At 66.6% G+C, this 23,937-nt stretch carries 21 protein-coding genes; 9 read left to right on the plus strand and 12 right to left on the minus strand.

The window, feature by feature from the left end; translation table 11 throughout:
* Window positions 1-48 precede the first annotated feature (48 nt).
* The 5 genes from OHA70_RS23405 to OHA70_RS23425 all read right to left on the minus strand — a co-directional run bounded on the left by OHA70_RS23405 (window position 49) and on the right by OHA70_RS23425 (window position 4,002).
* The gene (locus OHA70_RS23405) at window positions 49-483 is read right to left on the minus strand and encodes a hypothetical protein (RefSeq protein ID WP_328321067.1); all 435 of its coding nucleotides are present in this window, start codon (window positions 481-483) and stop codon (window positions 49-51) included.
* Window positions 484-591: 108 nt separating this feature from the next.
* Window positions 592-1,308 carry an ABC transporter permease gene (locus OHA70_RS23410; RefSeq protein WP_328321069.1) on the minus strand — a complete coding sequence of 239 codons (717 nt, stop codon included), beginning with the start codon at window positions 1,306-1,308 and terminating at the stop codon, window positions 592-594.
* Window positions 1,309-1,311: 3 nt separating this feature from the next.
* Window positions 1,312-2,226 (minus strand): ABC transporter ATP-binding protein, encoded by a 915-nt coding sequence (locus OHA70_RS23415; RefSeq protein ID WP_328321071.1) that lies wholly within the window; start codon window positions 2,224-2,226, stop codon window positions 1,312-1,314.
* Window positions 2,223-3,110, minus strand: a complete 888-nt coding sequence (locus OHA70_RS23420) for an ABC transporter permease subunit (protein WP_328321073.1) — start codon at window positions 3,108-3,110, stop codon at window positions 2,223-2,225. Before OHA70_RS23420 ends, OHA70_RS23415 begins: the two co-directional genes overlap by 4 nt.
* Window positions 3,103-4,002 (minus strand): ABC transporter ATP-binding protein, encoded by a 900-nt coding sequence (locus tag OHA70_RS23425; RefSeq protein ID WP_328321075.1) that lies wholly within the window; start codon window positions 4,000-4,002, stop codon window positions 3,103-3,105. The genes OHA70_RS23420 and OHA70_RS23425 overlap by 8 nt, the downstream gene beginning before the upstream one ends.
* Before the next feature lie 117 nt (window positions 4,003-4,119).
* On the opposite strand from OHA70_RS23425, the gene OHA70_RS23430 reads away from it, so the two are divergent.
* From OHA70_RS23430 to OHA70_RS23440, 3 genes are all read left to right on the plus strand, one after another.
* A complete protein-coding gene (locus tag OHA70_RS23430; protein ID WP_328321077.1) occupies window positions 4,120-5,010 on the plus strand; it encodes a GNAT family N-acetyltransferase in 891 nt (296 codons plus the stop codon).
* 1 nt (window position 5,011) lies between these two features.
* Complete coding sequence (locus tag OHA70_RS23435) at window positions 5,012-5,182, plus strand: GNAT family N-acetyltransferase (RefSeq protein ID WP_328321079.1); 171 nt, start codon at window positions 5,012-5,014, stop codon at window positions 5,180-5,182.
* 123 nt (window positions 5,183-5,305) lie between these two features.
* Entirely contained in the window at window positions 5,306-6,193 is an 888-nt protein-coding gene (locus OHA70_RS23440; protein ID WP_328321081.1) for a GNAT family N-acetyltransferase, read from the plus strand.
* Here the strand turns inward: OHA70_RS23440 and OHA70_RS23445 are convergent.
* Both OHA70_RS23445 and fabG read right to left on the minus strand, forming a co-directional pair.
* Entirely contained in the window at window positions 6,190-6,642 is a 453-nt protein-coding gene (locus OHA70_RS23445; RefSeq protein WP_328321083.1) for a MaoC family dehydratase, read from the minus strand. The genes OHA70_RS23440 and OHA70_RS23445 overlap by 4 nt on opposite strands.
* Before the next feature lie 176 nt (window positions 6,643-6,818).
* A complete protein-coding gene (fabG, locus tag OHA70_RS23450; protein WP_328321085.1) occupies window positions 6,819-7,574 on the minus strand; it encodes a 3-oxoacyl-ACP reductase FabG in 756 nt (251 codons plus the stop codon).
* Window positions 7,575-7,666: 92 nt separating this feature from the next.
* Here fabG and OHA70_RS23455 point away from each other — a divergent pair, with 92 nt between their 5' ends.
* From OHA70_RS23455 to OHA70_RS23470, 4 genes are read left to right on the plus strand one after another with little or no spacing between them, the layout of a single operon-like run.
* On the plus strand, window positions 7,667-8,095 hold the full coding sequence (locus tag OHA70_RS23455; RefSeq protein ID WP_328321087.1) for an acyl-CoA thioesterase: 429 nt from the start codon (window positions 7,667-7,669) through the stop codon (window positions 8,093-8,095).
* Entirely contained in the window at window positions 8,092-8,511 is a 420-nt protein-coding gene (locus tag OHA70_RS23460; RefSeq protein WP_328321088.1) for an acyl-CoA thioesterase, read from the plus strand. The genes OHA70_RS23455 and OHA70_RS23460 overlap by 4 nt, the downstream gene beginning before the upstream one ends.
* 27 nt (window positions 8,512-8,538) lie before the next feature.
* Window positions 8,539-8,946 (plus strand): globin, encoded by a 408-nt coding sequence (locus tag OHA70_RS23465; protein WP_328321090.1) that lies wholly within the window; start codon window positions 8,539-8,541, stop codon window positions 8,944-8,946.
* 22 nt (window positions 8,947-8,968) lie between these two features.
* The gene (locus OHA70_RS23470) at window positions 8,969-9,400 is read left to right on the plus strand and encodes an OsmC family peroxiredoxin (protein ID WP_328321092.1); all 432 of its coding nucleotides are present in this window, start codon (window positions 8,969-8,971) and stop codon (window positions 9,398-9,400) included.
* A gap of 61 nt (window positions 9,401-9,461) precedes the next feature.
* On the opposite strand, the gene OHA70_RS23475 is transcribed toward OHA70_RS23470, so the two are convergent.
* The gene (locus OHA70_RS23475; protein ID WP_328321094.1) at window positions 9,462-10,181 is read right to left on the minus strand and encodes a hypothetical protein; all 720 of its coding nucleotides are present in this window, start codon (window positions 10,179-10,181) and stop codon (window positions 9,462-9,464) included.
* Window positions 10,182-10,370: 189 nt separating this feature from the next.
* On the opposite strand from OHA70_RS23475, the gene OHA70_RS23480 reads away from it, so the two are divergent.
* A complete protein-coding gene (locus OHA70_RS23480; RefSeq protein WP_328321096.1) occupies window positions 10,371-11,243 on the plus strand; it encodes a hypothetical protein in 873 nt (290 codons plus the stop codon).
* 1 nt (window position 11,244) lies between these two features.
* A complete protein-coding gene (locus OHA70_RS23485; protein WP_328321098.1) occupies window positions 11,245-11,805 on the plus strand; it encodes a hypothetical protein in 561 nt (186 codons plus the stop codon).
* 546 nt (window positions 11,806-12,351) lie between these two features.
* Here the strand turns inward: OHA70_RS23485 and OHA70_RS23490 are convergent.
* The 4 genes from OHA70_RS23490 to OHA70_RS23505 all read right to left on the minus strand — a co-directional run bounded on the left by OHA70_RS23490 (window position 12,352) and on the right by OHA70_RS23505 (window position 23,691).
* Window positions 12,352-13,935 carry an HNH endonuclease signature motif containing protein gene (locus tag OHA70_RS23490; RefSeq protein ID WP_328321100.1) on the minus strand — a complete coding sequence of 528 codons (1,584 nt, stop codon included), beginning with the start codon at window positions 13,933-13,935 and terminating at the stop codon, window positions 12,352-12,354.
* Between the two features lie 958 nt (window positions 13,936-14,893).
* Window positions 14,894-18,007 carry a glycoside hydrolase family 88 protein gene (locus OHA70_RS23495; protein WP_328321102.1) on the minus strand — a complete coding sequence of 1,038 codons (3,114 nt, stop codon included), beginning with the start codon at window positions 18,005-18,007 and terminating at the stop codon, window positions 14,894-14,896.
* Complete coding sequence (locus OHA70_RS23500) at window positions 18,004-21,387, minus strand: CBM35 domain-containing protein (protein WP_328321104.1); 3,384 nt, start codon at window positions 21,385-21,387, stop codon at window positions 18,004-18,006. The genes OHA70_RS23495 and OHA70_RS23500 overlap by 4 nt, the downstream gene beginning before the upstream one ends.
* A 132-nt stretch (window positions 21,388-21,519) precedes the next feature.
* Entirely contained in the window at window positions 21,520-23,691 is a 2,172-nt protein-coding gene (locus tag OHA70_RS23505) for a discoidin domain-containing protein (RefSeq protein WP_328321106.1), read from the minus strand.
* Window positions 23,692-23,937 lie beyond the last annotated feature (246 nt).

Consider the following 23,937-nt stretch of genomic DNA (forward strand, 5'->3'; position numbering starts at 1 on the left):
GCAGCAGTTCGGGGAGTCTGCCGCCGGCGACCTGCCGACCGGGACCGGTCAGGAGGGGAAGACCCGCTGCGAAACGATGAACTTGATGGCACCGGTCACCGAGTTGTAGGCCATCAGATTCACCCGGACCGAGGCTGCGCCGCCGGCAACGTTTGCCGGCACCTCGACAGCCCAAGGCAGGTCTTCGCCACAGACGACCGGGGATTCGTCGACGGCTGTGGCGTCGATCTGGTGGCCTTGTGGGTTGAGTGCCTCGACCCGCACGAAACGGCAGTCACCCGGATCCACCGACCGGACCGAGGTGTAGGCCGTTACGCCGCGATTGAAGAAGGTCACGGTGCCCACCGCATAGGTGTTCCCGTGCCTCACCTCGAACGGAGCCGTCGGGTATGCGGCGACGGTCGCCTGGCTGGACAGCGGAGCGGCCAGGCAGACCAACCCGGCCGCGGTGGCCACCCCAGCGGAAACAGACCTTCTGATCATGGTGGAGACCCTTCGTCGACGTACCCGGAACTTCAGCCGTCACAGCCTGCAGGAGCGGGCGGCACGACAGAAGCTTTTTGCAGGTACTTGCAACGACTCGGCGGAGGGCTACTCGGCGGTGGAAAGGATGTGCGAGCGGAGCCGGGCGGTGGCGAGGGTCAAGCCGATCACGACGACGGCGGCGAGCAGGATGATGCCGATCGGGAGTTTGACGGCGGCCTTGACGTGCGGGGCGTCGCTGAGGTTCTGGATGACGGCCAGGGACCATTGCTGCACACTGAGGGCCTTGGCGCCGCCGACGTACTGGCCCATCACGCCTTCCCACAGGAGCGCGTAGATCAGGCCGATCGTGACCGCGTTGCCCGACATCACCGACAGGGCGATGAAGATGGCGGTGTACGCGATCCCGGCCACCAGGGAACCGATGCCGAAGGCAACGGCTGTTGTGGGGTCGTGGAGGTCGAGGATGAGGCCGGCCACCACCATCGGGACCGCGGCCAGGACCAGGATGACGCCGATCGCGACCAGTGCCTTGGTGATGATGATCGTGGAGCGCTTGATCGGCTTGCTGAGCAGGTAGACGATCGAGCCGTCGTCGATCTCGGACGCGAGCGCGCCGGTCGCCGCGAGCAGCGAGACCAGCGGCACGATCACGGCCAGCCCGAACATCTGCAGCAGCGCAGTACTGAAGTCGGCGGTGTCGTCGACGGTCAGCGCCAGCAGCACGCAGAGCGCGAGCAGGGCGCCGGGCAGGATGAAGAGCAGCAGCCCGCGCCGGTTGCCGAACAGGGTGGACATCGTCAGCCGGGCAATCGTCAGGTTCATCGGTCAGCGCCTCCCGACGAGGTAGGAGAAGACGCTCTCGAGGGACTCGTCGGTCGGGGCGACCTCGAGCAGCCGGATGCCGAGGTCACGGGCCAGCGACGGCACGAGCCGGCTGAAGCGTTCGAAGTCGACGACCTGTACTTGCAGGGAGCCACCGTCGAGGTCAGCGCCCGAGGTGCAGGGATCGCCGATCAGCGCGGACGCGAGCCGGCGGTCGTCCGACGAGCGCAGCCGGTACAGCACCGGCCGGTCTGTCATCAGCGTGCGGATGGCACGATAGTCGCCGGAGGCCGCATGCCGCCCGGACACGACGACCTCGATGTGGGTCGCGACCTGCTGCACCTCTTCGAGGATGTGCGAGCTGAACAACACTGTCCGGCCGTCGACGCCCATCTTGCGCAGCAGGTCCATCAGGTGCAGGCGTTGTCGTGGATCCATCCCGTTGAACGGCTCGTCGAGCAGCAGTACCGACGGCTCGTGCACGAGGGCCGCGGCCATCTTGATCCGCTGCTTCATGCCCTTCGAGTACGTCGAGATGCGCCGCCCGGCCGCGTCCTCCATCGCCACCGTCGCGATCGCGGACGCCGTGGCGGCCCCAGGATTCGGCAGTCCTTGCAGCTCGGCATTGGCGAGGACGAAGGCGGATCCGCTCAACGTGTCGTAGACGGCCTCGGTCTCCGGCACCAGCCCGATGTGGCGGTAGGACTCCTGGTTGCGCCAGACCGGGACACCGTCGAGCGTGACGTCGCCGGTCGACGGCGGCAGGAAGCCGGCCATCATCGTGATCAGCGTGGACTTGCCGGCGCCGTTCGGTCCGAGCAGGCCGGTGACGCCCGGGCCGATCGTCATCGTGACGTCGTTGACGGCCACCACATTGCCGTACCAGCGGGAGACCTTCTCGATCTGGATCACGCTCATCCGCGGGCCACCTTGGCGTACCGGGCGTTGACGCCCCAGGCGCAGGCGCCGACGATCACGACGTAGACAGCGCCGAAGACGAGTCCTTGCGGCACCGTCGGCAGCCAGTCGCCGCCGCCGCGCACGACGAAGGTCGACAACACCTCGACCAGGCTGAAAGGCGAAGCCAGATTGGCGTAGCGGGACGCGACACTCTTGTGCGTGCCGTCGGGGTCGAGGATCGCGGTGACCGCGATGACGGCCGTGAACGTCACCATCAGCACCGCGATGATGGCGGCGACGGCGAACCCGCGGCGTGGGGTGGCGGCCGCGATCAGGCCGCCGATCGCGGCCAGCAGGACAGCCAGCAGCAACGCGGTCACCAGGCCGCTGAGGAACTCCTTGGTCATCAGGTTGAAGTTGAACTTGGCCAGTAGCGCACCGGCGTACAGGATGACCATCGGCAGGCCCATCAGGACCATCAGTGCGAGGACCAGCGCGGTCAGCTTCGCCAGCGCGTAGTCCATCCGGCGCAGCGGCCTGGCCAGGTAGAGCACGATCGAGCCGTAGCGGAGATCACGCGAGAACAGTTGCGGCGCCTGCGAGGCAAGGTAGAGGGCGATGACCGCTTGCAGGAAGAAGACGTAGCGCGCCTGGGACAGCGGCGGGTTGTCGAAGTCCAGCGCGTTCTCGATCCCGACCATGATCGCCACCGGCACGACCATCACCGCGAGCAGCAGGATCGGCATCACCTTCGACTTGCCGGACCGGCCGAGCCCGTACGCGTGCCGCAGGCTCGACACCACCAGCGCCTGCCAGATCGCGAACCGGCCGAGCCGCGGACCATCGTAGTGCCGGTAGCCGATGTCGTGGATGACACCGGCCCCGCGTTGCTGGTCAGACACTGAAGACCTCTTCCAGCCGGTGCCGGTGCTGTTCGACCCGGACCAGTCCGAGGCCGAGGTCGGCGATCGCGTCGCGGACCAGGTCGTACGTCTCTTCGCCGCTGATCTCCACGAGTACCAGCGGACCATCGGTCCTGGCTCGCGCCCCGCCACGTTCCAGTGCGGCAGCCAATCGGTCGCGTCCACTGAGATCCCGTACTTCGACCGCCAGTACTCCGGTCTCGCCGGTCAGCGCTGCCTTGGACTCCGAGCGGAGCAGCCGGCCGCCGTCCAGTACGACGATGTGGTCGCAGACATGCTCGAGCTCGCCGAGCAGATGCGAGGTGATCAGCACGGGGATGCCGAACTCGGTGCCGATCCGGCGGACCAGCGTGAGCATCTCGTCGCGCCCGGCCGGGTCGAGCCCGTTGGTCGGTTCGTCGAGCAGAACAAGTTTGGGGTCGTGCACCAAGGCCTGGGCCAGCTTCACCCGTTGCTTCATGCCGGTGGAGTAGCCACCCATCGGCCGGTAGCGCGCCTCGTCGAGGCCGACGTGCCGGAGTACGTCGGCGGCTCGTTCCCGGGCGGCGGTCGCGGGCAGGCCGGACATCTGCGCGAGGTGCACCGCGAACTCGGTCGCGGAGACGTCGGGTGGCAGGCAGTCGTGCTCCGGCATGTAGCCGACGAGAGCGCGGACCGCCTCGCCGCCGGTGACCACGTCGTGTCCCAGCACGATGGCGCTTCCGGCGGTCGGGGCGATCAGTCCGAGCAGAATCTTCAGCAGGGTCGACTTGCCGGCACCGTTGGCGCCAACCAGTCCGGTCACGCCGGACCCCACTTCGACAGTCAGCTCGTCCAGGGCCGTCACACGCGGGTATCGCTTGGTCAACGATGTGGTCGCGATAACGGGCACCGGCCAACCCTAATGCCCACCCGGCCCACGACAGAATCACAGCCGCCCCACAGCTGTTGCGATCGCGTCCCAACTAATCCGCTGGCGACTCCTGATCGCCCTCGTTAGGGTCCGAAGATGCGGATCAGGGTGATGACGGCGGACGATGCCGGGGCGGTTTCGCGGTTGCGGCGGGAGACGTATTCGTACTCCGTGATGTCGCCGGCCTACCTCCGGCACCAGATGTCGACGCGGTCGCCGGCGGAACGGCATCTCGGGTTGGTCGCGGAAGACGGCGACCAGGTGGTCGGGATGGGAACTGCTGGGCTGAACATCTGGACGAGTGAGCCGGGGCAGAGCGAGGTGGCGATCCAGGTCCATCCGTCGTACCGCCGCCAGGGCATCGGTGGTGCGTTGGCCGAGCGGTTGCATGGTCACTTGAGTGAGGTCGGCGCGTTGCGGATCCGGACGTTCGCGACGCCTTTAGGACTGCGCTTTGCTGATGGCCTCGGGTATGAGCCGTCGCGGGAGATGCACTACTCGGGTTTGGATCCACGGGTACTACCGGAGCAGCCGGCTGTACCTGATGGGATTCGGATTGCGACGATGGACACCTTGGATCCACGGCAGATCTTTGTCGCGGACACGATCGCCACCCTCGACGAGCCGAGCGATTCGCCGATGGATTCGGTGGACTACGACGAATGGCTGAAGGAGATCTGGGAATCGCCGGCGTCGGACAAGGCGTTGAGTGTCGCGGCCCTAGCGGGTGACGAGGTTGCCTGCTTCACGACGGTCGTGGCGGACGGCGACCGGGCCTGGTCGGACATGACGGGCAGCGTTCCGGCGTACCGGGGTCGTGGACTCGCGAAGCTGGTGAAGTCGGTCGCGCTGCGCCGGTGCGCGCGGGCCGGTATCACCGGCGCGTTCACCTCTAACGACGATGCGAACCTGCCGATGCTCGCGATCAACAACTGGCTCGGCTATCGCCGGATCGAGACCCAGACCAGTCTGCTCAGGACGCTCTGAGATGGCGGTCGAGATCCGGACGGCCATGATCGACGACGCCTCGACGGTGCCCGCGACCTGGCGGAGTCTTCCGGGCGCTTTCTACCAGAATCTCTTTGTGGACAAGGACTTCCGCGGCCGGGGCATCGGGTCGGAGTTGATGAAACGGGCCGACGCGCATCTGGCGGAGTAGGACGCGAACGAGGTGTGGTCCGGCGGACCCTGCGAGTTCGGTAACTTTTCCAGCCGTCCAGACCAGTTTGCTCCTGACCGCGGGTATGTTCCGGTTGACTCTTCGCCCCTGAAGGAGTGCCCGATGGAGATCAGGCCTGCCGTACCGGATGATGCCGACGCCGTCATGGTGCTTTACGACCTCCTTGAGCCGTGGTCGGTCACCACCGTGGAAGTGATGCGGGCCGGCATCGCCAGGGACGCCGGGTCCGCGAGCCGCACGAGGCTTGCGGCCTTCGACGGTGATCGGTTGATCGGCTGGAGTTCGTCCGTGCTGACTGCGGGGTCCGATCCGGTCAGCGGTGAGCTGCGGGTCATGGTGCATCCGGAGTTCCGGGGGCGTGGGGCCGGCACCGGGCTGCTGGATCTGGCGCATGAGCGGTTGAAGGCGGCCGGCGCGATGAGTGTGCGGGTCTTTGCTGATCCTGCGGCGCGGGAGTGGGCGTCGCGCTGGGGGTACCGGCAGACGAGGCAGGTGCACTACGCGGGGATCGAACCAGAGCGGGCGCCGGAGCTTCCCGTAGTACCGGAGGGGGTGCGGTTGGCGCCGTTCACCGAGCTGGATCCGCGGCTCGTGTACATGGCCGATGAAGTTGCCCAGCGCATCAAACCCGGGGACGCGAAGATCGTCGGACGCCCGTACGAGGAATGGCTCGCGGATATCTGGGAGTCGCCGGCGATGATGCACGACCTGAGCGTCGCCGCGGTGCAGGACGACGAGGTCATCGCGTTCACCCGGGGCAACGGCAGCTACCGCAAGATCTGGTCGCAGATGACGGCGACGATGCCTGCGCACCAAGGGCGCGGCCTGGCCAAGCTGGTGAAGTGCGCGGCGCTACATCGGGCCGCCGACGCCGGGGTAATAGGTGCGTACACCGCGAACTACGACGGCAACGAGCCGATGCTTGCCGTCAACAACTGGTTGGGCTACCGGCGGGCGGCGACCCACTCCGTCCTGATCTGCCCTCTTTAACGGACGAGCAGTACTACGGTCTCCGCGACGCAGGCCGGCTTGGTGGAGTCCTCGAGCTCGATGACCCACTGCAGGGAAACCTGGACGCCGGCCGGGGTCTCCTGCGCGCCGGCGATCGAGGCGCTAGCGCGGACCCGGCGACCGACCGGGACCGGGCTGGGGAAGCGGACCTTGTTGACGCCGTAGTTCAGCTTCGCCGTCACACCCTCGACCGAGAACAGCTCCTCGCCGAAGCGGGCGATCAGGCTCAGCGTCAGATAGCCGTGCGCGATCGTGCCGCCGTACGGGCCCTTCGCCGCCCGATCGACGTCGACGTGGATCCACTGGTGGTCACCGGTCGCCTCGGCGAACTGGTTCACCTGCTCCTGGGTGATCTCCAGCCACGCGGTCTCGCCCAGCTGGGTACCGACCGCGTGGACGACCTCGTCGACACCGGTGAAGGTCTGCATTTGTCTGGCTCCTTAGTGTTCCGTGTTGGCGAGAACTTGACGCTGGAGTCGCCCAGGCACGCACCTCGCGGCACTTGACGAGCATCCACGATGCTCCGCATCGAGGACGCTCCTCAAGCACCGCGATGCACGCACCTGGACACCTCCATCGTTCAAGTTCTCGCCAACACGGAACACTAGTTGCGGGGTCCGCCGGCGACGTACAGGACCTGGCCGGAGACGAAGCCGGCCTCTTCGCTGCAGAAGAACGACGCGGCGGCGGCGATGTCCTCCGGCTTGCCGGTCCGGTTCACCGGGATGGTGGCCGCGGTGGCCTTCTTGAACTCCTCGAAGTCGACGCCGACCCGGGCCGCGGTGGCCGCGGTCATGTCGGTCTCGATGAAGCCCGGCGCGATCGCGTTCGCGGTGACGCCGAACTTGCCCAGCTCGAAGGCCAGCGTCTTGGCCAGCCCCTGCAGGCCGGCCTTCGCGGCGGCGTAGTTGGACTGACCGCGGTTGCCCAGGGCGGAAGTGGAGGAGAGGAAGACCATCCGGCCGTAGCCGGCGTCGACCATGTGCTTCTGGCAGGCCTTCGACATCAGGAAGCTGCCACGCAGGTGCACCGACATGACGGTGTCCCAGTCGTCCTCGGACATCTTGAAGAGCAGGTTGTCGCGCAGTACGCCGGCGTTGTTCACCAGGATCGTCGGCGCGCCCAGCTCGGCCACCACTCGCTCGACGGCCGCGGTGACCTGATCACCCTTGCTGACGTCGCAGCCGATCGCGACGGCCTTGCCGCCCGCCTCGGTGATCGCGTCGACGGTCCCGGCGCAGGCCGCTTCGTCCAGGTCGAGTACTGCGACGGCGTTGCCGTCGGCGGCGAGCCGCTGCGCCACAGCGGCGCCGATTCCCCGGGCTGCCCCGGTCACGATCGCCACGCGCTGCTCGCTCATACCGCCTGCTCCCTACTGATCGGTTCGTGTCCGGGGATGACATTACCCACGTTCGGTGATGGCCGGTGCGGTCAGGATGCGATGATCGCCGTGTGGATCATCACAACCGGCACGTTTACCACTGTCCGCTCCGCTGGGGTGACATGGACGCGCTGGGCCACGTCAACAACGGCCGGTACGTCGACTACCTCCAGGACGCGCGCGTCGACTTCCTGTTCCGGACCGCCAAGGAGCTCGGCGCCGACGACCTGGAGACCGGGCTGCTGGTCGCCCGGCACGAGGTCGAGTACCGGCGGCCGCTCGTCTTCCGGCCCGAACCGGTCCGGATCGAGCTGTGGATCAGCGAGATCAAGGCCGCTTCGTTCGTGGTCGACTACGAGATCCTGGACGTTACTGCCGGCGACCGGGTGACCTATGTGGAGGCGCGGACCCGGCTCGTTCCCTTCGATTTCGCCGCCAACCGCCTGCGCCGGATCACCCCGGTCGAGCGGACGGCGCTGGAGAAGCTGGTGGGATCGTGACCTTCAGTCATCCCGTTCTGGTCCGGTGGTCCGACATCGACTCCTACGACCATGTGAACAACGTCCGGTACTTCGACTACTTCCAGGAGGCCCGGATCCTGTTCCTGGCGTCATTGGTCGGTGTGGAGGGCGACTATTTTGCGCACTACCCGGTGGTACTGGTGAGTCAGACCGTCGATTACCTCCGCCCGATCCTGCTGCGGCACCCGCCGTACGACGTGGACGTCTGGGTCGAGGCGGTCGGGCGTACGTCGTACACACTGGGGTCCCGGATCGTCGACCGGACGGGTGGGGGCGAGGACATCTATGCGCGGGCGACGTCGGTACTGGTCGCGGTGGATGGTTCGACCCATGCGAAGCGGGAGCTCAGCGATGCCGAACGGGACGCCCTCGTGCGGCACGTTTCGGTGGCTTGAGACACTGATCACGATATGAGCGAGCCGATGAGTTTCTACGACGCCGTGGGCGGGGCCGACACCTTCCACCGGTTGGTGGCCGCCTTCTACCGCGGGGTCGCCGCCGACCCGGAGCTGCGCGCGATGTACCCGGAGGACGATCTCGGCCCGGCCGAGGTGCGCTTCCGGATGTTCCTCGAGCAGTACTGGGGCGGGCCGCGGACGTACTCCGAGCAGCGCGGGCACCCCCGGCTGCGGATGCGGCACAACCCCTTCGCCGTCACCCCGAGCGCCCGGGACAGCTGGCTCGGGCACATGCGGGCAGCCCTCGACGAGATCAAGCTGGAGCCGGATCGCGACGAGGAGATCTGGAAGTACATGGTGATGGCCGCGCACAGCATGGTGAACACCGACGAACCGAACTACCCGGGCGCGATCGACGTGGCCGGCAACTGACTTCTGAGGAGTGACAAAGAGCATGGCTGCTATTCGCACCGCCAAGGCCCACTGGGAAGGCTCGCTGCTGGAGGGGGCCGGCAAGGTCAACCTCGAGTCGTCGAAGCTCGGCTCCTTCGACGTGACCTGGGCCGCCCGGTCCAACGACAAGGCCGAAGGCATCACCAGCCCCGAAGAGCTGATCGCCGCCGCCCACTCGACCTGCTTCTCGATGGCCCTGTCGCACGCCCTGGCCGGCGCCGGCAACGCGCCTGAGTCGATCGACACCACCGCCGACGTCACCTTCGTCCCCGGCGAGGGCATCACCGGCATCAAACTCTCCGTCAACGGCAAGGTCCCCGGCCTGACCGCCGACGAGTTCGCCCAGTTCGCCGAAGAAGCCAAAAAGAACTGCCCCGTCTCCCAGGCCCTCTCCGGCACCACCATCACCCTGGACGTCACCTTCACCGCCTGATCTCCTGTACGCCGCCGGCGCCGACCTCCTGTGGGGGTCGGCGCCGGAGCTATTTCGGGGGTTATGGGTGGTAGCCGTAGAGGTGGGTCCAGTTGTGCGGCGAGGTGGAGAGCAGCTGGTGGGTGATGTCTTCGGCGGCTTGTGCGGGGTCTGCCTGGGTGCTGTTGAGGTGGAGTAGTTGCTGGCTGGTTCCGCTGAACGAAAGTACGACGCCTTCTGCTTTCCATGCCGGGGTTACCCATGTCAGGGGCAAGTCCGGCGGCAGGGTGAGATTCATCGGTGTGAGGCGTTCATCGAGGAGGCGGGCGAGCTTGCGTCGCGGAGTTTCCCAGGAGCGGTCGGCCGTCGCGCGCTGGACTTCGGCGACGTACTGGGCGTAGTCGAAGTGGAGATCAGGGAGCTGCCAGGGCTTGCCGTCGTGGTCGGCGGCCATAGGGGCGGTGGGGCCGGTGAAGACTCCGACATAGTCACGGAAGTCGACCCAGGAGATCCGCTTGCGGTCCGGGGAGGCGACGACGAACGGAGCGATGACGCCGCAGCCGGCCTCGCCGCAGGAGCATCGGTACAGGGCGACGCGGTGGCCGGCGTCATCGGGGATCAGCGGAGACGGCCGGCCAAGCATCTTGCCGGGATCGAAGCCCTGCCAGTCCTTTGCGACCTTCGCGAACGGGCTCTCGCCGTTGACCCGGATGCTGAGAACGGGCCAGTCCGGTACGCCGGGCGTTTCGAACTCGAGGGTGAGGACTGCAAGGTCGTGAGTGGCCTTGGATGCATCGTTCATGCGAGGGACGTTTTGCGGCACGCCGTAGCCATCGTCGAGGCTGACGAAGGGTGCCAGCCAGAAGCCGTGACTGTACCGTCGGCAACCATCCGCCGCGAGACATTTTCCGCGCCCGTACTTGTGTCGGGTGCATGGTGGACGCCGGGATCTCGGCCTACCCTGGCAGCAGTTGCGACCGGAGGTGGAGCGATGTCTCCTGTGGACTTTCCGACTGAGGATCCGGTGCCGCTCGATGTGACTGGGACTTGGGATCTGCAGCAGCAGGTCGACGAGATCACTGCACTGGTGGAGCGTGAACAGGCGCTCGATGGCGGGCTCTCGTGGGACACCGATGCACGTGCGGTGGTGGTCCGCCTTGTCGGGCCGGTCGATGAGGCGTCGGGCTCGGTGGGGCAACTCAAGGCATCCGTCCTCGCTGCGGCCGGGGACTTGAGTGTGGAATTCAGATCGGTGCGGTACTCCCGGGTCGAACTGCAACAGTTGGCTGACGACCTCTTCTACGACCCGGACCTCCGCGGGATCAGCGGCGGTTGGAATGCCTTTGCGAATCAGGTCGAGGTCATGGTCCGGCTCGACTCGGACAACTCGCAGTACTTGCTCGATCGGCTCCGGGCACTCGAGGACGACCGGATCCAGATCGTCCCGTTTACACCGACCCCGTATGACTGGGGAAGACGGAGGCGAACCCGACCCGCGGCTGACCCCGCCCTGGCTACCGGGTCGGTAGTGGTGCCGGGTCTGTCGGTTCAGCGCTTGATCGCCATTGAGGCGATGCAGGCGCAGTTGATCGGGGCTCTGGAGGTCGACGCGTCGACGAATTGTTTGATGTTCCGGGCTGGGAGCATGTTGCTGGAAGTCGCCTGGCCGTGGGGTTGGCGCGCAGAGCTCCGCTCGGGCGAGATCGCCCTCGTCGACGAACGCGGGGAGACGGTCTGCTGGGTAGGGGAGGAGATCTCCATCGGTGGAGGTTTTGTGGACGCCGCCACGGCAGACATCGTGTCGTGTGCAGGCCACAGTCGAGTCTTCATAGCGAGCGGGGCAGTTCGGGTGGACGAGGTCTGAGATGCCTGGGAAGCGCATTCGCGAGGAGCCGGCGACGGCCTCGGTGGATCTGCCGGTTGTGCGGAGGTGGGTCGAGCGCAATCCGGGTGTGGGTGCGCGGCTCACGGAAACCGTCGAGCACGGCGGTGGCCGAGTGGTTCTGGTGATCAGTGTCCCGCTTGAGGCGGAGATGCTGAGGGCGAAGGCCGAGCTCGTTCCGCTCGTACAGTCTCCCGAGTTGCTCCGCTTCAGACGCTGGCAGCCGACCGAGCAGGAAACCGAGTGGACCCTGCAATGGGTACTAGGCCTCATGCGCAGGCAGTGGGACCTCAATCTGCCAACCCAGATCACCTCGACGGGCCCCCACCCGGATTCCGGCCTCATCATGATCGCCCTCAACCGCGTAGACCCCGCCTACGCCACCGAACTAGAGGCCCGAGGCAACGGCCTCACCCTCGTCCTACCCGAACCAGAGAATCCCGTCCCGCTGACCGTCGTAGGCCCTTTCTCATGCGACAACCGCCTCCCTAACACGGAAACCCCAACCTGGGTCACCACAGAAAAACCCCGAGCCGACCGCTGACTTGAGCCGAGCATGCTGGCAAGAGCGCAGCAGCATCCAGCCCTCTGACCGCAGCACGCCGAGAAGGTGACCTACCGGCGCCTAGGCAATCGCCGACGCCGGGCGTGAGGCGCCGCCGCATCCGCGAGGAAGGTGGCGAGATCACTGGGGCGGAGACCTAGGCAGCAGATGGCCCGGACCAGGTCCCCGGCCAAGCAAAGGTGTTGCAGGCTTACCTCAGTGTCTATGCCGGCGCATGCGCCAGCGCCCGTCAAGCGACGTTTGCCCGGTGCCGGTGCCGGTGCCGGTGCCGGTGCAGACGGTCCCAGTGCCAGTGCCAGTGCCGACAGTGCTCGCGCCGGCAGACGTCGCGCCGGCAGAGGTCGCGCCGGCAGAGGTCGCGCAAGCGACAGTGCCCGTGCCCTGCAAGCGACAGTGCCCGTTTAAGCGACAGTGCCGGTGACCGTGCAAGCGACAGTGCTGACGGTGCCCGTGTAAGCGACGGTGCCGGTGCTGGTGGCAGCTCTAAGGCCGATGCTGACATCCCGGCCAGAAGGCGTGTTGGTGTCAGGCGCTGTCGGCCCAGGGGTCGAAGTCAGCTGTACCCCGGCTGCCGGAGGGGATGTCGGCGGCGGCTGGCGGTTCCGCTGCCGTGGTGTTGTCTCCCCAGGGGTCGACTGCTGCTACTTCCTCGGGGCTGATCCAACCGATGTCGTCGACATAGGACCACCGCCATCCGGGTCTGCCTGCCGGGCCGGTGTCGGTGCACACGCCTGCTATCTCGCCAGAGATGGACTGACCCCAAAGGGCAGCGTCAGAGGTCGCCGGTGCTGTTTCCGTGCCGCTCGCCGGAGGCCAGAAGGTATCGGCCGTCGTCGCGGGTGGCGAGCAGGGGTCAGTTGCCGTCGTCGCGAGTGCGGTGGCGGGAGTACTGCTGGGCTGGTTGAGTTTTCGTCCGGTGTTTGGTCGGGGTGGGTCGGCCCAGGTGGGGCGGGTGACTTGGACCTGGTTGTTGATGATGGTGATGGTCCAGTGGCCGTCGTGCAGGGATGTGTGGTCGACCCGGCACAGCAAGACGAGGTTGGCGAGGCTGGTGACACCGCCGTCGGCCCAGCTGATCAGGTGGTGGGCGTCGCAGTAGATCGGTGGAGCGTGGCAGACGACGCAGCCTCGGTCGCGCTGGTTCAGGGCGTTGCGCAGGCCGTCGGTGACGTACCGCTTCTCCCGGCCGACATCCAACGGCTGACTGTCTGAGCCGAGCACGACCGGGATGATCCCGGCGTCGCAGGCGAGGCGGCGGATCGCGGAGGCGGACAGGCCGTCGCCGTAGGTCAGGTCACCGGTCGCCTGCCGACCGGCTTCGAGGAGGTCGTCGAGGTTGATGGTGACGGTGATGTGCGGCTTGACACCGCCGCGGGTCGGGAGGTCACCGGAGGCCAGGGAGATGTCGAGGGCATCGATCAGCGCGTCGGCCTGGCGTTTGCCGCGCGACCGGGGATCCGGCTCACCCTCGGAGGTTTTGTGGGGTTTGGCGCCGGTCTGCAGGACTGTCTGCAGTTTCTCGGCGTTCTCGCCCGCGAGGTAGCCACCGAACTTCACCCCGTCCTCGGCCTTGGTCACCCACACTTCTTCGCGCTGGCGGGCGGCGTTTTCGCGGGGTTCGGGGCCGTCGGTGTCGAGGATGTTGCGGACCTGTACACCCATCGACTGCAGTTCGTTCGGCTTCATGTGGCGGGCGGCCTGGACCATCTGTGTCGCGGCTGCGTCGAGTTCTTCGACTGGGACGTTCGCGGACTTCGGGATCTGTTCCAGGGCGGACATGATGGCGCGTGCCTGGGCCAGGTTCAGCACTACGCCGTCCTCGGGGATCACGTTGCCCGGGGTGGGCAGCGCGGCGGCCACGGCCGGGTACTTGCGCAGGTCGACGGCCAGCTTCACGCGCCGGGTGGCGTCGGCCAGGTCGAGGCGGTAGCGGTGGGCGAGGAGCCGGGGAAGGTCGTGAGCGCCGAGGGTCTTGGCGTACCTGTTCTGTTCCAACCGGTCCAGGATCTTGATCTCGCGCGACTCCAAAACAGCTATTTTCGCGCGCGTGACATCGAGATCGGACAGCGCTTCGCTGTCGCTCATCGTCTCCACGTCACGATCGTCCATACCTCAAAGGCTAGACCGCGCCGCCGACAGTTTCTGGCCGGAATCCCCTTATCCACAAGGTGAATTCCTCACCACTTCAAACCACCCGAACACCTGTAGATTGAATGGACCGGTCACCGCCCGACCTCGATGTGGTGAACTCGATCGCCAAGCAGATCGCCGCTCATTCCTCGACTCGACATCGTCCGCGTTCGGGGCCAGTGCCGGGCTTTGGTCGCTCGGCGACCAGTCCGCCGGGCCACGCAGTACGAGCCGGCTGCTCGAGTGCGCTGCATCGGCGGGTTCGGGTGAGCTTGAGACGCTAACCGGCAATGTGGGCACGGGGGGAACACGCTGTCCCGGCGTGAGTGCGGCATGAGTGCGGCGTGGCTGTGGTGCCAGTCCGCCAGCGCCACGCGGGCTCGGTAGAGCTGGCGATGGATGCTCATGTGGCTCGGGCGGGGGCAATCCGCTAACGCGCCGAGCGAGTCGGGGTGAAGCTTATGCGCCGACCCGGGTGTGAGCACAGGCCGCGATGGCGCTAGCCAGCCAGCGCCATGTGGGTTCGGTTGCGCTGGTGGTGAATCCCCTTGTGGTTCGGGTGGGGGCAATTCGCCGGCGCGTCGAGTGGGTCGGGGTGGGGCTTATGCGCTGGCCCGGTGCGAGTGCGGGGCGGCGCTTGGTGTCAGCCCGCCAGCGCCATGCGGTTTCGGCGGGCAATGCGGCACACCGTTTGTGGCTCGGGTGGGGGCAATTCGCCGGCGCGTCGAGTGGGTCGGGGTGGGGCTTATGCGCTGGCCCGGGACGAGTGCGGGGCGGCGGTGGCGTCAGCCCGCCAGTGCTATGCGGTTTCGTCGCGCAATGCGGCACACCGCTTGTGGTTCGGGTGGGGGCAGTTCGCCGGTGCGTCGGGTGAGTCGGGGGGGGGGACAGTAGGAAGGCGCCGGGATCCCGCCCCCGGGGTCTCGGCGCCTTCCGGCTAGTGGAGTTGTTCGTTCATGATGAGGAAGGCGCCTAGGCCGTGGCGGTCGTTGGTGGCGCGGTCGCGGGTGGCGTAGTACGCGTAGTTGCCTACGTTGGTGCCGATGGAGATGTCTTTGAGGTTGGTACGGCCCTCACTGTCTAGAGAGAGTTTGGCTAGGACTCCCTGATACCCGCGTTGGGCGACGGAGGTGTAGGAGGCGTCTACGTAGCCGCGTTGGACGGCTCGGGAGATGACGAAGGTGTACATGCTGGAGCAGGAGGTTTCGGTCCAGTTGTCGGAGCGGGTGCCTTTGTCGACTATCTGGAACCAGCGGCCGGTGGCGGGGTCTTGGTAGTGCTTGTACGCGGCGATGAGCTTCCCCAGCACCTGCAGGAGCTCGGCGCGGCGAGGTTGGTTGGCAGGGATCACCTCTAGTACGTCGATCGCGGCCATGCCGTACCAGCCCTCGGCCCGGCACCACACCTCTGGCGACTGGCCGGTGGTCGGGTCGGCCCAGGTCTGCGTGTGCGATTCGTCGTACGCATGCCGCAGCAGCCCCGTGGACCGCTGCAAGTGACTCGCGTAGGTCAGCAGCTGGTCGACCGTCTCCTTGTTGGCATAAGCCGAGTCGCCGAACTCCCGCCCGTACTCCGCCAGGAACGGGTTCACCATGAAGACCCCGTCACCCCACAGCTGGTGCTCCCGGCTGGTCGCGTGCCAGAAGCCGCCGTCGGCCGTGCGCGGGTACGTCTTGAGCCGGTTGCGGATCTTCGTCGCCGCGATCTGGTACCGCGCCTGCCCGGTCTCGTGATGCAGGATCACCAGCAGCCGCCCGGACAACATGCTGTCCAGATTGCCGAAGCTGTTGTCGATGTTCCCGTTGCCGTCGACGAACCGGTCGACCCACGCCTTGATGTAGGCCAGGTACTTCGGGTTGTGCGTCCGTTGATAGACCAGGTACTGCCCGTAAAGATAAAGCCCGTTCGTGTACGACCACCCGCCGAGCGAACTGGGCGTGTACCGCGCCATCGTCGAGTCCACCATCGCCACCGACCAGTCGGTACTCCGGACAGCCGCGGCCCCCGCAGTGAGACCGGTGGTGAGGTTGGAGCGGAGGATCTTGTCGGACCCATCCGGCTGGCCGCCGTTGTTGTCGGCGTTCGTGGTGGTGAACCAGATCGCGTTCTCACCCGGTACCTTCGCGACTGCCCGCAGCCGCCCGTACGTCCCGTTCCAGTGCGACGTAACCGTCCCGACATTCTCGCCATTCAAGGCGATCCGCCACATCCGCTGACCCCGCAGCGCCGCCATGAACAGCGCGCCGTTGGCATAGGCGAGCCCGCTCGGTGAGGCCGATGCCACCGACCAGGTCTTCTTCGGATTCGTCATCCCGGCCGTGCTGCAACTGCCTTCGCAGGTCGGCCAGCCGTAGTTCTTGCCAGGCTGGATCAGGTTCAGCTCGTCCGACGTCGAGTCGCCGAGTTCGGAGGACCAGAGCCGCCCGGCCGAGTCCCACGCCAGTCCCTGCGGATTGCGGTGGCCGTAGCTGTAGACCGCAGTACCGAACGGGTTGCCCGGAGCGGCCGCGCCGGTCTTGGTGATGCGCAGGATCTTGCCGTTGAGGGCGTTCTTGTCCTGTGCCAGGTTGCCCTGCTGCGAGTCGCCGATCGCGACGTACAGGAAGCCGTCCGGGCCGAACCGGATCCGGCCGCCGTTGTGGTACCGGCTCTTCCGCATCCCGCTCAGGATGGTGCCGTACCCGGACAGCGCCGTCCCGTTGAAGTTCATCTTCGCGACCCGGTTGCCCTCCGACGCGGTGTGCATGAAGAACACCTGCTGGTCCGAGCCGCCGTTCCAGGTCGGCGAGAACGCGACGCCCATCAGGCCGCCTTCGCCGTCCGTGGTGACAGCGTTCGGTACGGTCCCGACCTGCGTCTTGCCTGAGCCGTTCTTGCTGATTTTGAAGACCTTGAACGAGTCCCGTTCGGTCACCAGCGCGAAGCTGCCGTCCGGTGCCCAGGCGATGTCCCACGGGATCGACCAGCCACTCGAGACCTGCGTCGGCGTCGCCGGGTTGTTGCCGCCTTCGCAAGCGCCAGTGGTGAAGCTCACCGTCGGGCTCTTCGCCGAAGTGTTGCCCGCGGCATCCTTCGCCACGACATGGATCGTGTACGCCGTATTGCAGGCCAGCGTGCTCAGCGTCTTCGACGTAGCGGGCGGCGTACCGGTCACAGAGTCCAGTACTGCGTTGTTGGCGCTTCGCACGTCGTACTGCGTAACGCCCCGATTATCCGTAGACGCGGGCCAGGACACGGTCGCCCCGGTCTGATTGACCGCCGTCACCGTGGGCTGCCCCGGAGCTGATGGCGCGGTGGGGTCACCCGGATCAGCCGTCGTGGTGCAGATCGCCTCCGGGCTGGTCGCCGACACGTTGCCGGCCGCATCCCGCCCGAACACCGACAGCTCGTACTGCGCATTGGGCCGCAACCCCGTCAACCGATACGGCGACCCCGGCGGATTCGGCGCCTCCGCGATCTTCTGCCCCTGGTTGTAGATGTCATAGGCAACGACCCCGACGTTGTCCGTTGACGCCGGGAAGCTCAGCGTCAGCGCGTTGAAGGTGATGTCGCTGCAGACCGGCTGCCCGGGTGCGGTCGGATGCTCGGTGTCCGACGGAGCGCCGACCTGCAGTCGGTCGAGGTTCGGGCCGCCGTTGGCCGTGGTGGCGGTCGCGCGGATCGTGTTGCTCCCGGCAACCAAGGTGGTGTTGACGACGGCGTCCTGCCAGGTCGTCCAGGCACCTGTCCCGGGGAACGAGCGGCCGGTCGCGATGGCCGTGCCGTTCACCGTGATCGTCATCGGCCGGTCGGTGGTCGTACCGTTGGCGAACCGGAAGGTGAGGCTCGCGGGCCCCGCCGACGCCGCGGAGACGGCGAACTGCACATAGCTGCCGGTCACATTGTCGTAGTTGACGAACCCGGTCCCCGTGTAGCCGGCGTGGTTGGACTCCACGACGCCCTTGGAGATCGTGCCGCTCTCTGCTTGGTAGTCGGTCGCCGCTGGAGCAGCAGACGCAGGAGTAGGTATCAGTAGCAGCGCAGCGAGCACTGCTAGCCAGCGTGCCTTCATCGTGCGACCTCCAGGTAGTCGAGGTTGGGCGTGCCGCCGGTACTGGTGGCAGTGGCGCGGATGACGTTCTGCCCAGCGGCGAGGTTCACCGTCGTGACGTTGTCGCGCCACAGCGTCCAGGCGCCGGTGTTCGGGAAGCTGACGTTCTTCTTGACCACGACGCCGTTGACGGAGATGTCCATCGGCCGGTCGGTGGTGGTGCCGTTGGCGTGGTCGAACACGAGAGTGGCGGCTCCGGCCTGCGCCTGCGCAACCGTCCACTCGACGTAGCTGCCGACGGCATTGGGCGTGTTGACGAAGCCGGTACCGGAGTACCCGGAGTGGTCCTTGTCCACTGTGCTTCTGGGGGTCGAGGTAGCCAGTTCGGCTTCGTAGCGCGTCGTGGTACCGGCTCGGGCGACGCGGTAGATGACAGTGCCGTGCGCTGGTACCGAGGAGCTGATACTGCCGCTGGTACTACGGGATGCCTTGCTCCACAGGTCCTTCAGCTCGTAGGACGCGGAGCCCCCGAGCCCTAGCGCAGCGGCCGTAGTACTGATGGTTGCTGCCGAGGTGGTCTCGTTGGAGAGGGCTACTGCGCGATCACCGTTGGCCAGGGTCTTGCCGTAGACGACCAGGCCGCCGGTGGAGCTGACTACCGTCGCCTGGCGGCCGAGCCGGTCCTGGTCGACAGCGATGACGTCCTGGTTGGTGAGGAGGCTGTAGGTCTCGTCCGAGGCCTTGTGGAGGTCAGTGCCGATCAGGAGCGGGGCGGACATCATCGCCCAGAGACTGAGGTGTGTCTTGTACTCCGTAGCGGTCATCCCACCGTTGCCGACCTCGAGCATGTCCGGGTCGTTCCAGTGCCCAGGGCCGGCGTACTGCGCCAGTACCCGGTTGGCCTGGGCCTTGCCGATCATGCTGGCCCAGTTGTCGCTGATGTCGCCCGTGGTGCGCCAGAGGTTGCCGACGTCGCCGCCCCACTCCCAGATGCGCGGCGGACCGGTCCGGCCCCACTCGCAGATCGAGTACGTGATCGGGCGGCCGGTGTCGCGCAAGGCGTCCCGCATGGCCTTGTACCGCTGCTGGGCGTCGACGTTCTGGTTGTTGCAGTTGTCGTACTTGAGGTAGTCGACACCCCAGGAGGCGAACAGGTTGGCGTCCTGCTTCTCGTGCCCGAGTCCACCCGGGAACCCGGCCTTGTCGCAGGTCTTGGTGCCAGCGCTCGTGTAGAGGCCGAACTTGAGCCCCTTGCCGTGCACATAGTCGGCCAGCGACTTGATGCCGTTGGGGAAGCGCGCTGGGTCGGGTACGAGGTTGCCCTGGGTGTTGCGCTGGGGGAGTGCCCAGCAGTCGTCGATGTTGACGTACTGGTACCCGGCCGCCTTCAGGCCCTTGCTGACGAACAGGTCCGCGATGCCCTTGATCATCGCCTCGTTGAACTCCGCCCGGCACTTGGTCGAGTTCCAGTTGTTGAACCCCATCGGTGGCGTCCGCGCCAGGCCATTGTCGAGTGCGGCCGCCAGTACTGGCCTTGCCGCCTCCGGGTAGTCGACGTTCGGTCCACCGAGTGCAGTAGTCGCGCTTAGCCGCACTACGTTCGCACCGGCCTGCAGCGTGGCAGTGGCCGGCACTGTCTGCCAGGTGGTCCAGGCGCCGGTACCTGGGAAGGCTTGGCTCGGTGCGACGACTGTGCCGTTGACGGAGACGCTCATCGGCCGGTTGACCGTGGTGCCGTTGGCATGGCGGATGCCTAGCGTGTATGTGCCTGCGGCGGGCGCATTGACCGTCCACTCGACACTGGCGCCTACTGCGTTGGTGGTGTTGCAGAACCCGGTACCGGAGAAGCCTGCGTGATCGCTGTCGACAGTGCCTTGGCAGACCGCGCTCTCTGCCTCCAACCGGGTACCGCTAGGTGGTGTGCAGTTGCCGCTAGAGCCTGTTGCGTTGACTCGCAGTGCTCCACCGGTTGTGTTCTGGCCCGTCGCGCAGTACCCGGTGACGGTCTGGAACCCGACGTCGTGGGGGCTGTTGCTGCCGCGCTCGGCGGTGAAGTTGTCGAGCTGGACGTTGTTGCTCTCGTTCGCGATCACCGCCGGGCGGCCGTCGTTGGACGTGAAGTCGACCGAGCTGTTGGTGAACTTCACGCCGTCCACCCGGCGCAGGTACCACCCGTACGCCGGCCGGGTGCCGATGCTGTTCGGGTTGTAGTTGGTCGGGTCGTTGCTGGGTACGCCGGTGCTCATCGTGCCGTTGCCGCCGGGCACGGTCAGCTTCACGTTGTCGAAGCTGATGTCGCGGATCCGGTTGGCCGCCGATTCGCCCCACAGCGTCGGGCTGTACGCGGTACCGGCTGAGCCGTTGTAGGTACCGGTGACGTTTTGGTAGGTGATGTTGCTGATGCCGCCGATGCCCGGGCTGTCGCCGCAGCGGCGGCGGGTGCCGATCTTCTGCATGATGTGACCGCGGGTACCGGACATCGTGATGTCGCGGTAGTGCACGTCGGAGATCTTGCTGCCGTCCATCGACACCAGGCCGAGGCCGGACTTGCCGGCGCCCGTGATGGTGATCCGCTCGAAGACGTAGTCGGTGAAGTCGCCGCAGGTCTCCGAGCCGAACATCAGCGCGTTGCAGCAGCCGGCCGACAGCTTGGAGTCGCTCACCCGGACATGGCCGTTGTCGATGGTTTGGCCGAGGGCCCAGTCGCTCTTGAAGACCAGGGCGTCGTCGTTGGCGGCGATGTTCGCGTTGGTGACCGTGACGTTCTTGGCATTGATCACGTTCCAGCCGTCGCGGTCGCCGGCCGTCTCGACCCGCAGGTTGTTCGAGGTGATGTTGTCGCAGCCGTTGGTGAGAATCGCGAAATGGCCGCCTTGGCGGAGCTTGATGCCGTCGAGCTTCAGGCCGTTGCAGCGGGTCAGCGAGATGATCTTGTCGGCCTGCCCGGCCTTGGGGTTGCCGGTGATCAGGTGGTCGTCGCCGTCGATCGTGCCGGTACCGGTGAAGATGACGTTGGTCAGGCGGTCGCCGTACAGCATCGCGTTGTGGAAGTGGCTGTGGCCGTAGTCCTGGTACTCGTCGTTCGGGTTCGGCTCGGCTGCGTCGTAAGAGTCGTTGCCTGCGCCGAGGATCGTTGAGCCGGCGTCGAGCTGGATGGTGAGGTTGCTCTTCAGGTGGATCGTGTTCGCCGAGCGATAGTTGCCGGCGGTGAAGCGGACCGTGCCACCGCCGACCGCGCTAGCGGCGTTGATCGCCTTGTTGATCGCCGCGGTGTCGTTGGTGGTGCCGTCGCCTTTGGCGCCGTAGTCACGGACGTCGAAGGTAGCGGCCTGGGCTGGTGAGGTCGGCAGGATGAAGAGGGTCAGCACTGCAAGGATCGCGAGGATCCATCGAGTTCGCACAACTGCCTCCTGGGGCGGGCGGAGTTGGTGTGTGACGGGTCGAGCTGGCCGACGGCATGCCGGCTGGGGCGCCGACGGCCGAGACGGCCGGCGGGCTGGGGTTGTCGGTAGAGATCGAGGCTGGCTGCGGCTCTAGCGGTCGAGGTAGTCGAGGTTGGGGCCGCCGGTGGCGGTGGTAGCCGCGAGGGTGATGGTGTTGGCGCCTGCTTGGAGGGTGGCGGCGACTGGAGCGGTCTGCCAGGTGGTCCAGGCGCCAGTGGGGGCGAATTGCTGGGTACCTGCCACGGTGCCGTTGACGGTGATGGTCATCGGCCGGGCGGTTGCAGTTCCGTTGGCGTAGCCGATGGCGAGGTTCGCCGGGCCGGCAGCGGTTGCGGTGACTGTCCACTGGACGCCGGCGCCGATGGCGTTGTCGGTGTTGCAGAAGCCGGTACCGGAGTACCCGGTGTGGTCACTGTCGACAGTGCCTTGGCAGGTGGCGCTCTCGGCCTCGTACCGGGTCGAGGGAGTGCCCGCGCCGGCGTACGCAGTACCGACCCAGGCTTCGTCGATGCGGAGGCGCTTGTAGCGGGTGGTGTCGGTGGAGGCGGCGTAGGTGTTGATCACCTCGAGCCTGACGTGCCGGGCGGTCTGTGCGGGAAGGTCTATGAAGTTGACGCCGCGGCGGCTCGGCAGGGTGCCGGTCTTGATCGGGCTGCCCCAGTTGGTGCCGTCGCTGCTGACGTAGACCTTGTAGTCGCGGATGCGGGCGGACTGCTCGGTCGACGAGCGGGCGTAGCTGACCGAGTCCTCACGCTGGTTGATCCCGAGGTACTGGATCCGCTTGGCCTGGCCGAGATCGAAGCGCAGGGACACGGGGGTCGTCTTGTTGCTGTCCCAGTACGTCAGATAGCTGCCGTCCGTGGCGTTGCCGGGGTTGCTGCCGGCCGAGGCGGTCGTCGTGTACGACGCGGGCGGGATGATCCCCTCGCGGCCGTCGGTCTCGACGCGGAGGACCGTGTCGTACGGGTCCCAGGTGGTGAGGCCGGTCATGGTGAGTGTGCCGGCGGCTTGGGTGTGGGCGATGGTGGCGCCGGTGCGGAGGTTGGTGACCTTGGTGACGGGGTAGCCGTTGTCGCGGATCTTGAGTGTGTTGCCCGCTGGCTTGGTGAGGACGTGGACGTAGTGGAGGTCCGGGTCGGTGCTGCTCACGGTGGTGACGCCTTGGGCGCCGTCGTTCCAGACGCCGGGTTGGAGGCCGCCATGGTCGTAGCCGCCTCCCGAAGTACCGGTGATGGACGGCCAGATCGGGTCCAGATATTTGTCAACAAGGTTGTTGAATTGCTCCTGCTGGGCCGGGAAGCGGCCGTTGATCATCGCGGTCTCGGCCATCAGGGACTTCACCGAGGAGCCCGTGTTGCTGATCAGCCGGCCGAGGCTGAGTTTGGTGTCGACGGCGGGGTCGCCACCGCCGTACCACCAGGAACCCGTGCTCGGGAGCTTGAAGTCCGCCTCGATCAGGCGCGGTGCGGCCGTGTAGATCGCTTGCGGGTAGTCGTACGCGGGGGTCATGCCGGTCTTCTGCTCGTTGCTGATCATGTCCATGATCGGCGTGTCCTCGTTGTTGTTGCTGAGGGTGAAACTGGGGCGGTCTTGGCGGATCTTCTCGTACAGCCCGTGGGTCTCCCAGTAGGCGTTGTCGTTGTCGATCCAGAAGCCACCGAGGCTCGGGTACCGCTGCATTACCTCGACGAAGTTGTCGTAACTGAACTCCCCGAACCCGTCACGCGTCGACAGGTCGACAGACTTGCCCTTGTACTGCGAGTAGGCGGCGGAGTCGAGCCAGCTCTTCCCTGCTGGAAGGCCTTCCGCATGCCATTGCGGGTCGTCGGTCATGTAGAGGATGACCTTCAGGCCCTTCGCGGTTGCCGCGTCGATGGTCTCCTTGAGGATGTCGCGCTTGGAGTGGCAGCTGCCGGGGATGGCGGACGGCCAGGGGCGGGCGTAGCCGAGGCGGCTGTGGAAGGTGGCTAGTACGAGGTACTGGGTGTGGAGTTTTTGGGCTTCGCGGACCCAGTAGGCCGGGTCCCAGTTGCCGGCGGTGACGGCGTTCTCCCAGGCGCTGCAGCTGGTGTAGCCGGGGGAGGTGCGCATGCCCCAGTGGAGGAAGAGCCCACCGGTCGCCTGGCGGAGAAACTCCTGTCTGGGATGCTGGAGTTCGGCGTTGGCTTTTGTGGCCGGGGTGCCGCTGAGGAGTGCGGCTGCTGAAAGAGTGGCGGCAAGCAGCGCGACAAGCGGGCGCCACAGCCGGGACGAACTGCGCATGACAAGCTCCAACCTGGGGGCGAACAGGTTTTGGTTAGGAAGGTTTCCTAATCATTGGCTCGTCCGATCATGACCCCGAGTACCAACCCGGTCAAGATCTGTGCCAGTGAATTTCTCAGGCACGCGTTTTCCACCCGGGCAGTGCTTAGGCCGGTCCCGTGGCGATGGGGGACTCGTTGCTGGCGACTCGAGGCCACTCGGTGGTGGGTCTTCCTCCCAGCCGCCGGCGCTATCTAGACCGGTGCT

The organism is Kribbella sp. NBC_00382 (genome assembly GCF_036067295.1).
Classification (GTDB): domain Bacteria; phylum Actinomycetota; class Actinomycetes; order Propionibacteriales; family Kribbellaceae; genus Kribbella.